The 12918-nt window shown below is 69.9% G+C and carries 8 protein-coding genes; 7 read left to right on the top strand and 1 reads right to left on the bottom strand.

Going from position 1 to position 12918, the window contains the following annotated elements; genetic code table 11:
* Positions 1-397: 397 nt before the first annotated feature.
* The 7 genes from ACGFYY_RS32950 (at position 398) to ACGFYY_RS32920 (ending at position 12332) form a co-directional block, all read left to right on the top strand.
* Positions 398-1087, top strand: coding sequence for a hypothetical protein (locus ACGFYY_RS32950; RefSeq protein WP_393715068.1), 690 nt, complete (start codon positions 398-400; stop codon positions 1085-1087).
* Positions 1088-1124: 37 nt separating this feature from the next.
* Positions 1125-3788 (top strand): Helicase associated domain protein, encoded by a 2664-nt coding sequence (locus tag ACGFYY_RS32945; protein ID WP_393715066.1) that lies wholly within the window; start codon positions 1125-1127, stop codon positions 3786-3788.
* 176 nt (positions 3789-3964) lie between these two features.
* Positions 3965-5599, top strand: coding sequence for a hypothetical protein (locus ACGFYY_RS32940; protein ID WP_393715064.1), 1635 nt, complete (start codon positions 3965-3967; stop codon positions 5597-5599).
* Positions 5596-6342: a hypothetical protein gene (locus tag ACGFYY_RS32935; RefSeq protein WP_393715062.1), complete on the top strand. Its 747-nt coding sequence runs from the start codon at positions 5596-5598 to the stop codon at positions 6340-6342. Before ACGFYY_RS32940 ends, ACGFYY_RS32935 begins: the two co-directional genes overlap by 4 nt.
* A gap of 3 nt (positions 6343-6345) precedes the next feature.
* Positions 6346-10923, top strand: coding sequence for a hypothetical protein (locus ACGFYY_RS32930; protein WP_393715060.1), 4578 nt, complete (start codon positions 6346-6348; stop codon positions 10921-10923).
* Positions 10920-11996, top strand: a complete 1077-nt coding sequence (locus ACGFYY_RS32925) for a hypothetical protein (RefSeq protein ID WP_393715058.1) — start codon at positions 10920-10922, stop codon at positions 11994-11996. Before ACGFYY_RS32930 ends, ACGFYY_RS32925 begins: the two co-directional genes overlap by 4 nt.
* A gap of 36 nt (positions 11997-12032) precedes the next feature.
* Positions 12033-12332: a hypothetical protein gene (locus ACGFYY_RS32920; RefSeq protein WP_393715056.1), complete on the top strand. Its 300-nt coding sequence runs from the start codon at positions 12033-12035 to the stop codon at positions 12330-12332.
* Here the strand turns inward: ACGFYY_RS32920 and ACGFYY_RS32915 are convergent, their stop codons facing one another.
* Positions 12333-12803: a hypothetical protein gene (locus tag ACGFYY_RS32915; RefSeq protein ID WP_393715054.1), complete on the bottom strand. Its 471-nt coding sequence runs from the start codon at positions 12801-12803 to the stop codon at positions 12333-12335.
* Between the last annotated feature and the right edge of the window lie 115 nt (positions 12804-12918).

Raw genomic sequence — 12918 nt, 5'->3', positions numbered from 1 at the left:
GTGGGGGTCCCCTCCGCTGCGCTCCTGGGACCTGGGGGGGCCGGCCGCTGCGCGCCCGGCGGGCCGCGCGAGGCGCGGCCGGGCCGATCGGAATCTGACGGTGCAACTAGTGGGGCCTCCTGGTGGGGAGTTGACGGGGAGTGAGGGAGGGCTGCGCCCTCCCGGGGCGGGTCCGCTGCGCTCCCCCGCCTGACGGTCCTTCCGGCTGCGCCTCCAGAACCGTTGAGGCCCACTGCGTGGGCCTGGCTGGCTACGGAGGGGTGGGGGTCGCTCGTTCGTGTCGGGTTCTAGTGTAGCGGGTGCATCGGGTTGATGCAGCATGTACCTTTGGCGGAAACACGAGACACCCCCCAACCGCCCGGGAACCCTCCCTCATTTCCGAGAGGAACGGCCGCAGATGACCGGACACCACAAATCTACCGGACTGGATACCGCGCTGAGCAACGATTCCGTGCGCCGGGTGAGTCAATATCAGACAGCGGGCACCAACGCCCGGTTGAAGATGTTCGCGCTCCTGGCCGCCCAGGGTGTTCCCGCGGCTGAGGCGGACGAGCTGGTGGCCGCCCTGGAGACCGGTGCGGTCGCTGGGGCGCAGAGCGAGGTCGTCGAGCTGGACGGCATGGCTCCGCGCTCGTGGGGCCCGGTGTTCGAGGACGGCTGGGACGCCGGAGTGAGGGCCGTCAGCGAGGCCCTGGTGGGCATCGCTGACCGGGACTGGTCCCGGCGCGGCGGCAGGGCAGCCGGGTCCGCTGAACTGGCCGTACACCTGGCGGACGTGAGGCAGCGTGAGCGGGCGGACCTGGTGCGGCTGGAGCAGTTCGCCCGGGCGAGCGTGCTGCCGGGCACCCACCCGCACACCACGGCGCGGCGCCGGGTGCTGGAGGCGCTGGGTGAGGCTGGCGGTCTGTTCACGGCCCGGACGGTGAACGGCGAGGGGAACGTCGTCGTCTGCACGCTCGATGCCGGGCACTACGACCCGGACGACGAGCCTCCCTTCAAGGACGGAAAGCCCGGCGGCTGGCACAAGGCGGACGCGTCGATCTGGAACGACCGGGGCGCGGCCTGCATTCCGCACGCGGCCCTCTGAAACACCAAAGGAATTCAGCGCTCGGGGAGACACGGAAATGTCAGCGATTCAGCTCAAGGAACACCAGGTAGACCAGCGGTCCGCGTTTCGTAAGTGGGTCGGATTCCCTGCAAAGTCATCTGTGCCCCCGCAGGGTGCCCGGGGCACCATCGTGTCAGCGACCGGCTCGGGCAAGACGATCACCGCCGCCGCGTGCGCGCTGGAGTCCTTCGCGGACGGCCGGATCCTCGTCACCGTGCCCACCTTGGACCTGCTCGCCCAGACCGCCCAGGCGTGGCGCCTGGTGGGCCACCGGGCTCCGATGATCGCCGTCTGCTCCCTGGAGAACGACCCTGTTCTCGGCGAGCTGGGGGTGCGTACAACCACGAACCCCATCCAGCTCGCCCTGTGGGCCGGGCACGGGCCGGTCGTCGTGTTCGCCACGTACGCCTCCCTCGTGGACCGCGAGGACATCGACGCACCCGAGGGCCAGAGGAAGATCCGCGGGCCCCTGGAGGCCGCCCTGGCAGGCGGGGAGCGCCTCTACGGGCAGCAGATGGCGGGCTTCGACCTCGCCATCGTCGACGAGGCCCACGGCACCGCTGGCGACCTCGGCCGACCCTGGGCCGCGATCCACGACAACGCCCGCATCCCCGCCGACTTCCGGCTCTACCTCACCGCCACCCCGCGGATCCTGGCCGCGGCCAGGCCGCAGAAGGCCGGCGGCCCGGAGGCCGAACTCGCGAGCATGGCCGACGACCCGAACGGAACCTACGGCGCCTGGCTCGCCGAGCTGGGACTGAACGAGAGCATCGAGCGGGGCATCCTCGCCGGGTTCGAGATCGACGTCCTGGAAATCCGCGACCCCTCCCCCGTCCTCGGCGAGTCCGAGGAGGCACAGCGGGGCCGGCGCCTGGCGCTGCTGCAGGCCGCCCTCCTGGAGCACGCCGCGGCGTACAACCTGCGTACGGTCATGACGTTCCACCAGAAGGTGGAGGAGGCGGCCGCGTTCGCGGAGAAGCTGCCCGAGACCGCCGCCGAGCTGTACGTCACCGATGCCTCCGACGCCGACCTGGCCGCTGCGGAGAAGCTGCCGAAGTCCTCGATCGACGCCGAGTTCTACGAGCTGGAGACCGGCCGCCACGTCCCGCCGGACCGCGTCTGGTCCGCGTGGCTGTGCGGCGACCACCTCGTCACCGAGCGCCGGGAAGTCCTGCGGCAGTTCGCCAACGGCATCGACGCCACCGGACACCGCGTGCACCGGGCCTTCCTCGCGTCCGTACGCGTCCTGGGCGAGGGCGTGGATATCACCGGCGAGCGGGGGGTGGAGGCGATCTGCTTCGCCGACACCCGCGGCTCCCAGGTCGAGATCGTCCAGAACATCGGCCGCGCCCTCCGGCTCAACAAGGACGGCTCCACGAAGATCGCCCGCATCATCGTGCCCGTCTTCCTGGAGCCGAACGAGGACCCGACCGACATGGTCGCCTCCGCCTCGTATGCCGGCTTGGTGGCCGTGCTCCAGGGCCTGCGCAGTCATGACGAGCGCCTCGTCGAGCAGCTCGCCTCCCGCGCCCTCACCAGCGGCAAGCGCAAGACCCACGTCCGGCGCGACGAGGACGGGCAGATCATCGGCACCGGCGGGGAAGGCGAGGACCAGGAGGACGGCGCCGACGTGGCAGCCGAGTCGGCGCTACTCCACTTCTCCAGCCCCCGCGACCCCGCCACCATCGCCGCGTTCCTGCGCACCCGCGTCTACCGGCCAGAGTCCCTGGTCTGGCTGGAGGGCTACCAGGCCCTCATCCGGTGGCGCGCCGAGAACGAGATCACCGGTCTCTACGCCGTCCCGTATGACGTGGAGGTCGAGGTCGGCGTCACCAAGGCGTTCCCCCTCGGGCGGTGGGTGCACCAGCAGCGCAAGGCCCTGCGCGCTGGCGAACTCGAGGACCGGCGCAAGACGCTCCTGGACGCGCCGGAGGCCGGGATGGTCTGGGAGCCCGGCGAGGAGGCGTGGGAGGCCAAGCTCGCCGTGCTCCGGTCGTACCGGCGGGCCACCGGGCACCTCGCGCCCCGGCAGGACGCCGTGTGGGGCGAGGACGACGCAATGGTGCCCATCGGGCAGTACATGGCCAACCTCCGCAGGAAGGGCGCGAAGAACGGGCTGGGGAAGGACGAGGACACCGCCACGACCCGGGCCGCGCAGCTCGCCGCGATCGACAAGGACTGGAACTGCCCCTGGCCACTCGACTGGCAGCGCCACTGCCGCGTCCTGGCCGACCTGGTCGACGCCGACGGGCAGCTGCCCGACATCGCCCTGGGCGTGCTGTGGGACGGCGACGACATCGGCCGGTGGCTCCAGCAGCAGAAGCAGCCGGCCAACTGGGCGTGCCTGCTGCCCGAACAGCAGGCACGGCTAACCGCGCTGGGCGTGGAACCCGACCAGGCGCCGCCTCCGGCCCCGGCGGCCAGCCGTGCGGCGAAGGGGCCGAGCAAGGCGCAGCAGGCGTTCCAGCGGGGCCTGGAAGCCCTTGCGCAGTGGGTGGAGCGGGAAGGCGCCCATCGGCCCGTCCCAAGGGCCCACGGGGAGGAGATCGCGGTCGAGGGCGAGGCGGAGCCGGTCGTAGTGAAGCTCGGCGTGTGGGTCTCCAACACCAAGAGCCGGCGCGACAAACTCACCGCCGACCAACTCACCGCCCTCGCGAAGCTGGGCGTGGACTGGGCCTGACTGGTCCCTGAACCGGACCGGTATCCGAGGCCCTGGGCATCCCGCCCGGGGCCTTCGCCCGCTGGCCAGCACGCCTTGTGGGGCCATAGGTTCATCCCTTTGCCTGCGCACCAGACGAGTTACCGATCTGCCCTAATTTGGGTCTGTTTGTCAGTGCCTGCTGCTCCACTGACGGTATGACAGGAAACAAGGCGTTCCTCCATGGCTCGGCCCGCGCAGGAGACGACTTCGACTCAATGGTTCAGGCCCTGCTGGACCGGGAGGAGCGACGGCTGCTCGCCTCGCCATCGGCAGTCCCCGATGGGGTTGATGAGTGGCGGGCACTGGTGGCCGAGGTCGGCTTCGTTCGGCGCAGTTCGGTCCTGGCTCGCGGAGCACCGCTGCACCGGATTGATCAGCGCCAGGCTTGGCAGCGCTTCCCCGATGGGCTTTACGACCCTCGAACGCTCGCGCTGGCGGCGCTGGAAGCGGTGGTGAGCCGACAAGAGATGGAGGCGGAGGCGACCACTGAGGAGGTGGTGACCTTCCTGGCGTCCCTGGCGGCATCTGCAGCCCCCGGGCGGGATGCCTCCGAGTACCTTGCCGTGGCTCGGTTCGTCCTGCGTGAGCTGCTGAACGACGCTCAGGATGGGGCGGAGTTCGAGGTCTCCTACAGCGACTACCGGCAGGGGCACAGCCGGGTCACCCTGTCACTGCGGATGCTTGAGGAGGGTTTCGGCCGACGTGGTCAGGCCGTGCTGCGGGCCACGACTCCGGCGATCAACCTGCTGCTTTCCGGGCTGGAGCACGACCTGGAGGACGAGCAGGCAGCGAAGGACACAATGCTGCGTCGTCAGGTGGCAACCGGTCGATGGGGACGAGCCGAGGAAAGCGCGGCGGAGAGCCTCAAGCTGTCCCTCGTGTACTGCGAGCGAGTCCGGGCAGTGCTGGAGGAGACCGAGCGTGACGTGCGGGCGGTGGACTGGAGCCGGGACGTGCCCGCTTTGCTGGAGGCGGCCCGATTCCACCTTGGTGAGCGCCAGAGTGTGGAGCGCGAGCTAATGGAGTACATGCGCGGGGTGCGCAACGAGGTGGAGGACTGGGACGTACGGCGTACCTGCGAGCGGGTCCTGCAGTTGCTGGGCCGGGCTCATCTGCGTCACACGCAGCTGCTGGCGAAGGTCATCGATGCCCGTCCGGCCTTTCTGCGCTCCCAGGCCGAGCAGCGCTTCCGTCCTCCGCCGCGCCTGGCGCTCGTCGGCATGAAGGAAGACGTGCTGGAGCCGGTGCTTGGCCTCGGGGTCGAGGAGGCCGAGGCGGTGGCGAGCGTGTTCGCCGATGCGGTCGGCGGGCCGGTGGTCTCACACCTGCCGCGGCTTCGGGACTGGTGGGATTCCCTGCTGGCCCCGGCGCGGGAAGCGCAGCAGGCGGTACCCGACGAGGAGATCGAGCTGATCGCCGAGGAAGCTGGCGAACTGTCCGTCTACAGCGACGAGGACTTCGCTGCCGCCCGCGCGGTGCTCATGGAGTCGCTGCGTGCTCCGGTTCGGCTCTCCCAGCTGCTCGAGGTGGCTCTGGAGCATGCCGTGGAGGCGGCAGACCTGCTGGCTGTCTCCGTGCTTCGGGCCTATGCCCCCGATCCCGAGGGGTGTGAGGAGGACGAGGCAGTGGACGAGCTGGCTGATCTGCTCGGCGAGCACTTGGTGGTCCTCGACGACGGTGCTGTGTTCGATCTCGGCCCGCTTGCCGGCAGTGACCTGCTGCTCGTTCCAGCCCAGCCTCTGATTCCCGATCCCACCCGCGCTGAGGACGACATGGAGGTCCTGGCATGACCACGAGCACGTACGCGTACTCCCAAGCCGATTTGACCGACGCCTCGGTCCTCGTCCGGTTCGGCTGTCAGCCGCGCCTTCGTCCCATGGGGCTCCCGCAGTACCGGGACCTGCTGCACCGCTACCGCATGGACGGGCCCTTCCGCGACGCGGTGGACGCGGGCGCAGACGGCCTGGACTTGGACGTGATGGAGGCGCACCTGGTCGAGGGGCTGATCCTGCACCCCAGGGAGGGGTCCTGGCTGTCCTACCGTCTCAAAGACCATCCCAAGCTGGGGGTCAACGACCGGCTCGTCCTCGGGCTCGCCCACATGGCCATCGCGGCCCGTGCCTACCCCACTGCAGCGGATCTCGAGGACGACACTGTCAAGCGGATCTCGATCACCGACGTAGACGACTTCCTGCGGCGGCTCACGGACAAGCTCCGCGAGAAGGCCGTGGGCGCGGACGGCCTGACTTTGCCGCACTCGGAGCTGCAGGCCGCCTGGCGGGTGTACGCCAAGCTATCGCCCTCCAGCCTGACGGCGACAAAGCAGCTCTCGCGCTCCAGCACCCAGCACGTGATCAGGGAGGCGATGCACTGGCTCGTGGAGCAGGGCATGGCCTACCGCGCCGGCGAGCTCGGGCCGGGGCACTACCGCCTCGCCCACCGCTGCCGCGTCCACGTACGTGAAGCAGCCGGCTCTGCCGCCTACGCGGCGCTGTGTGACCTGCGCCGCGCCCACCTTTCCGAGGAGGACTGACCCATGCTGCAACTCCTGCGTTTTCGGTTGGAGAACGTCGGCCACCGTGCGGCCGGCTTCAAGTCGCTGGTCCTGGACCTGACCGGCGGGCCGAGCTCGCTCAACGGCCGTCCTATGCATCCGGTCGACGTGATCCTGTGGCTGCGCAACGGCGGCGGCAAGTCGAGCCTGCTCGCGCTCCTGTTCAGCCTGCTGCTGCCCGCCAAGAAGGACTTCATCGGGGCGGCCAAGGCCAAGTCGCTGGCCGAGTACATCCCCGACGGGCAGGTCTCCCACGTGATCGCCGAGTGGGCAGACTCCGAACGGCCCGCATCCGGCGCCGTCCTGCTCACCGGCGGTGTCTACCAGTGGCGGGACCGGCAGCGCCCCGCGGATGTGAGCAGCGGATGGGAGCGGCTGGAGCGCCGCTGGTACTTGCTGCGGCCGCAGCCCGGCGGGCTCGAGCTGGACTCCCTGCCCGTGCGCAGTGAGGAAGGCCAGCTCACCATGAGCATGTACGTCAAGGCGTTGGAGGCGGCCAACAAGGTGGAGGGGAGGCTGCAGCTAGTCGTCGCGGACGAGCAGTACGACTGGGCGGAGCAGCTGACCAGCCACGGCCTGGATCCTCAGGTGTTCCGGATGCAGAAGGCCATGAACCAGGAGGAGGGCGGCATCACCGAACTGTTCAAGTTCGGCACTGCCGAGGAGTTCGTCGACTTCCTCATCGACATGGTCGTCGACGATGCTGCGCCCACCGCGGCGCGGGCAGCGCTGTCCCACCACGCCGACAAGCTGGCCGCTCGGCCAGGCCGCGAACTGGAAGAGCGCTTTCTCGCCAAGGCTCTCCTGCTGCTGCGGCCGGTACGGAAGGCCACGGCCGAGGTCGCCGCCGCCGAGCAGGCACTATCTCTGCAGGCCCGGCTGGCCCGGCGCGCGAGCGAGCACGTCCAGGGACAAGCCGACCACCGTGAACAGCAGGCGACCACCTTGCGGCAGGAGGCCGAAACCACCGCGCACGAGGCGCAGCAGGCCGAGGGCCGGGTCGCAGAGCGCCAACAGCATGTGGTCGCCGTACGGGAGGCGGCCGAGCGGCTGCGTACGGACGACCTCCGGCGTGAGCACGCCGCGCACAAGGAGCAGGCTGGACAGACGGCGCAGGAGGCCACTGCCTGGAAGACCGTCCCGGTGCTGATGGACCTGGCGGACCAGGAGGACGAGCGCCGCGAGACCAAGCAGTTGCTGGCCCGCGCTCACAGCGAGCAGGCCCCGCTGCGTGAGGCCATGGAACAGGGTGGTGCCGTCCTGTACGCCAGGCTCGAAGAGGGCCTTGCCCGGCTCTCCGACGAGAGGGACCGCACCCGAAGTGAAGCCGAGAGGGCCGCCTCGCTGGTTTCGGAGGGTGAGCAGGAATATGAGGAGGCGGTGGCTGCGGTCGGCCGTGCCGAGAGTCTTGCCGCGTCCGCGGAGGAGCATCACGGGGAAGAACAGGCGAAGCTCACGGCTGCCCGCCGAACCGGTCTCCTCGGTGAGCTTGAGGAGCCGCACGAGGCACTAGAGCGGCTTGCCCACGAGGAATCGGGAGCCCAGGAGCAGGCGGACCAGGCCAGGCGGCAGCTGGAGGCGGCCCGCGAGCAGGCGAGCACCATCGCTGCGGAACGGGTCTCGTGCGCCGGCCGGCTCAGTGCGGTACGGCAGCAGCACGACCAGGTGTGGGAGCAATGGAACACGCTCACTCGAGAGCGCCGTGACCTGGCCGGTGTGCCGCGCCTGCGGGAACTGGCCGGAATCGCGGATACGGCGAGCGAACTTGATCTGGACGAGGCCGGCGCCGATCTCGTTGACCTGCTCGCTGACCAAGTGGCGAATGCAGACATGGAGCTGGCCTCTGAGCGGGCCCGGGCAGGTGAGGACGAACGGCTTCGCGAGGCCCTGATGCGTGACGGGTTCTGTCCGCCTCCCCGTGAGGTCGAACAGGCCGTCGACGCGTTGCGGCACCGTGGTGCCAACGCGGTCTCCGGGGTGCAGTTCCTGCGTGAGACGGTGCCCACCCACCAGCACGACGACGTCATCGCGGCCATCCCCCATCTGATCGCAGGAGTGGTCATCTGCGGGCCGGTCCCCGGAGGGGATCTGGTGGCCCTGGCACGGCAGGCCGATGTCGCACTGCCTACGGTCGTCTCCGTCGCCGCAGACATCCAGGCCCGCGCCCTGCTGTCCCGGCCCCCCGGTGATATCGCGGTCCTGCCCGTGCGCCGCTCGGTACTCGATGCCCAAGCCGGTGAGGAAGAACTGCAGCGCGTCACCACCCGCCTGGGCACCGTGGAGGAGCGCCTTGCGGCGATCATCCAGCGGCGGGAGACCGACCGCGCGCTCATCGCCCGGCTGCAGTCCCATGAGGAAGCCTTCGGCACATGTGCCCGGGCAAGACTGGAGGAACTCCTCGGCCGACTCGACGAGGAAATGAACACGCTCACCGAGCAAGCGAGCTCTCTGGTCCGCCTGGAAGCCGAAACCGAGGATGCCCGTTGCAGGGCAGAACAACGGCTGAAGCGTCACACGGAACAGCTGATGGATCTCGCGGCGGCGCTCCCCAAGGTCCAGTCGCTGGTCGAGGCGGCCCGAGCGGTCGAGCACTGGGCAGCGCAACGGCAGCAGGCCCATGCAGGCGCGCGGGAGCACCGCTGCACTGCCCAGACGGCCAAGGGGCGCTGGCGTGACGCCCAACACCAACAGCGGACCGCGGAAGAGGCTTTGCGCCACTGTGAAGAACGGGCGAGCCGTTGGGCCAGCTGGGCAGAGGAGATCCGGCAGGAGCTGTCTACTGAAGTCATCGTCGCGGCCCGTCCTGCCGCCCTGCCGGACGGCAGCGTGCAGGCTCTGCGAGAGCGCTGGCTGCAGGCTCGGCGAGACTGGCAGGGTGGCATCAGTGATACCGCCCTCCAGCAGCGGCTCGCCGCTGCCGATGCGGCCATCAAGGCCATCAACGAGAAACTGGGTGAGGCCAGTTCCGCGGCCCGCGTGCGAGCTGCGGAACTCGTGGAAGAGGCCATGGCGATGGATGCCGAGCGTCTCACTGCCCGCATCGCCGCCGCCGAGCAAGCTCACAAGGACGCGGACCGGGCCGAGGTCGAAGCGGACGTGCTGGTCTGCCAGGCCGCCCAAGCCCACGGGACAGCATCCGCAGCACTCGATGACATCCCGGGCGCCACGCGGCTTTCCTTCCCCACAGCCCAGCAGGCGTGCGAGGAACTGAAGACGGCACAGCAGCTGCTGGAGGAAGACCGCAGGCTGGCCCAGGTGCGGCACCTGGACGCCGAAAAGATTCACCGCCGCGCCGACCAGGCAGCTGGCCATGCCGCTCAGTTCCGGCAGTCGGCCAGCGCCCTCAGGGCAGCGGGAGACCACCAGGGGCTTGCAGAGGACACCGATGCCGCGCCGGAGATGACCGTCGACGCGCTCCTGCTCGAACAGAACGGGCTGTCCTCCGTGACCGCACCGTCCCTCCAACCGCTGAACGCCGAGCAGATCAAGGACTCTCGCGTTCACGCAGTCGACCAGGCCAGCCGTACCGTCGAACGATCCAGGAGCACCCTGCGCAGGGACGTGCACAAGGTGGAACAGCTCGCCGTCCAGCCCGAGTACCTGCCAGTCGTCGACGGACGGCTGCGGGAGCGCCTGCAGCACGACCTCACCGCCCCCACCCGGCTCGCGGGGCTCCTGGAGGACATCGAGGAACGCGAGCGGCAGGTCATCGGGCTGCTGGCAGAGTCTGCCGAGGACCAGGCCCGGGTCGTGGATGCCTGCGCGAGCACGGTCGAAGCCGTCCTGGACAGCGTGGAAGAGGTCGCACGCCACTCCCTCCTCCCCACGAACCTGGGCAGCTGGTCCCGCCAGCGGTTCGTATCCCTGGAGCTGCGCCAGCGTGCCCGTGGCGAAGAACTCGCGCGCCGGCTCTCCGCCGAGGTCAACCGGCTCATCGTCTCCCTGCCCGCCAGCGCCGCAGGGCGGGCCAGCGCACTGCCCGAGGCGATGACCCTGGCCAAGCGTCTGGTCCTGGCCGCGCTCGGCGGCCGCGGCAACATCATCGCGAAGATCATCAAACCGGCACAGAATCTGGACACCATCGAACGCGAATCCGTCACCGAGATCCAGAAGTTCAGCGGCGGCGAACTGCTGACCGTGTCCGTGCTGCTGTACTGCACGCTCGCCCGTATGCGGGCCGCCCAGCGCGACCGGCGCATCCCCGGAGGGGTGGGCACACTGGTACTGGACAACCCCTTCGGCAAGGCGAACTACGGACCCTTCGTCGACCTGCAGCGCCGCGTCGCCGCCGCCCACGGCATCCAGCTCGTGTACACCACCGGCTCCAACGACCTCCCCGCCCTCGGCCGCTTCCCCCTCATCATCCGCATGCGCAACGGAGTGGACCTGCGCACAAGGCGCCGCTACGTGCAGATCCTCGAGCGGTACGGCGACGCCGTCGCAGCAGGCGTCACCCGCGCCCCGGACGAGAACATCACCTCCGCCCATCTCCTGCGGCGCTCTGCCGTGGCCCCCGAGACGGACCAGGCGAGCGACGCCCCCGAGCAGGCGGCAGGGTGAGTGCCGCCGACCGCATGGCTGCGCTCCTCACCACGCAGACCCGCCAGCGCGTCGACTTCGGCGCGCTGGCGGGCGCCGCGGACGCCGGCGACTCCAGCCTGGCCAACTCGCCACGGCGGCGCCGCATCCTCGCCGACGCCGCCCGCACCCTGGCCACCCGCGGCCTGGCCACACTCCCCAAAGGGAAAGACGGCTGGGACCACAGCGCCCACCCACCCCTGCCCCGCTGGGTCCGACGCCCCCCGGCCACCCGACCTCCCGGCCGACAACCCACCCCCAGGGCATACGTCGAACAACTGGCCTTCGCCACCACCATGTACCTGTCGACAGCCGACCACGCGCTGCTCGGCCCCATCAACGCCTTGCTGCGCGACGAGCCGGACGCCGAGGTCGTCCCACTCGCCGACCGGTCCTACCAGCTGTACGGCGACGAGAAACGTCTCAAGAACATCGAGCGCCACCACCTCGTCACCAAAGGCTTCCTCAACCTCACCACACACCTGCGTGCCCGGCCCACACCCGCCCCGCTAGCCATGTTCGAACTCGGGCCCGCACCCTGGCTACTCATCGTGGAGAACACCGCCGCCTTCACCAGCCTCCGCGAGATCCTCGGCACCTGGCCCGACCGCAGCCAGGTCGGATGGCTCGCCTTCGGCGAAGGCGACCACCTCATCGCCTCCCTCCCCACCGCACTGACCTCCTTCCGCGAACGCCACCACCCCGTGAACACGATGCTGCTGTACGCAGACCTCGATCTCGACGGACTGCGCTGCGCCCAGAAGGCCAGCGAACGCGCACGCGCCGCCGGTCTACCCCCGCTGCAGCCGGCCCTCGGCCTCTACCAGGCCCTGCTCAACCAAACGCCCCGCGTACACCCGCCCGCCACCACGGACGATGCACACACCGCGGCCGCCTGGCTCCCTCCCGAACTTGCCGAGCCCGTAACAGAACTGCTGACCACAGGGCTGGTGCTGCGCCACGAAGCCCTGGCCCTGCCCCAGCTCCGCACCCTGCTCAACCCAGCCTCTCCCCTGCTGCACCAAATCCGCGGTGGCGCGACAAGCCAGTTCTGACCCACTGGCCTGCCCTACCCAGAAGGATCTCTGCCCATGAGCCCTCGTCCCTCGCCGGATCTGCCGTCCGGCGGCCACGCCTCCGGCACAGACCCACGGAGCTGGGGTGACATCTTCACCACGACCATCGACGCCGTCCCCATCGAGTGCATCCGCCCGAACGACACCGACCGCCCCGTCTGGTGTCTGTATTCCCCGCGCTGCTGCCAGCCCGAGGACTACCTCGGAACCCTGCAAGCCCGCGACACCGACAGGCTCTGGCACGTCCAAAACACCGGCGAGCGCCACGCCTCGTTCGCCCAAGCCGCACGCGCCCTGCGCCGCCTACCCACTTAGCTATGACGGCCCCTCACTCACCGCGCCCCACCGACCGGCGAACCCCTCCAGGGCGCGGCGCTGCCGTTCCTCGCGGGCGATCTGCTGCGCGAGGACGTCGCGGTCGATGTACGGGTCGACGGCGGCGAGGACCAGGCGCTGGAGTTCGTCCGGCTCCAGTGCCTCCACTTCCCATTGGACCGGGTGCTGGATGTCGAAGCCGTAGCGGCGGGCGAAGGCCGGCCACCGCGGGTCGCCGCGCTTGCCCTCGGTCGCCGGGAGCCCGTACGCGCGCATCTGCTCGTAGGTGAGCAGCACCCGGGTCACCGAGTCCCAGCAGCCCGTCCGTTCCACCCAGTCGCGCTCGATGTCCTCGCCGGAGCAGTCGAAATCACCGACCACGGCAAGGTGGGCTTCGCGTTGCTCGTGGGCGACGCGGTCGCGGACGACGTCGGCGTAGGACTGGGAGCTGAAGCCGCGGACGATGAGCACGGGGATGCCCGCGAACTCGAGCCAGCCGGTCAGCTGCTGCCGCAGGGTGTCCTTCTCCGCCGCGACTTTACCGACCGCAGTTTGGGCTGTTCGTGATGTTCGTGATGGCCTGTGA

This window comes from Streptomyces sp. NPDC048331, from assembly GCF_043201215.1.
In the GTDB taxonomy this organism is placed as follows: Bacteria; Actinomycetota; Actinomycetes; order Streptomycetales; family Streptomycetaceae; genus Streptomyces.
Note: the sequence above shows the minus strand (reverse complement) of the source record. Positions and strands in the feature narration are given on the sequence as shown.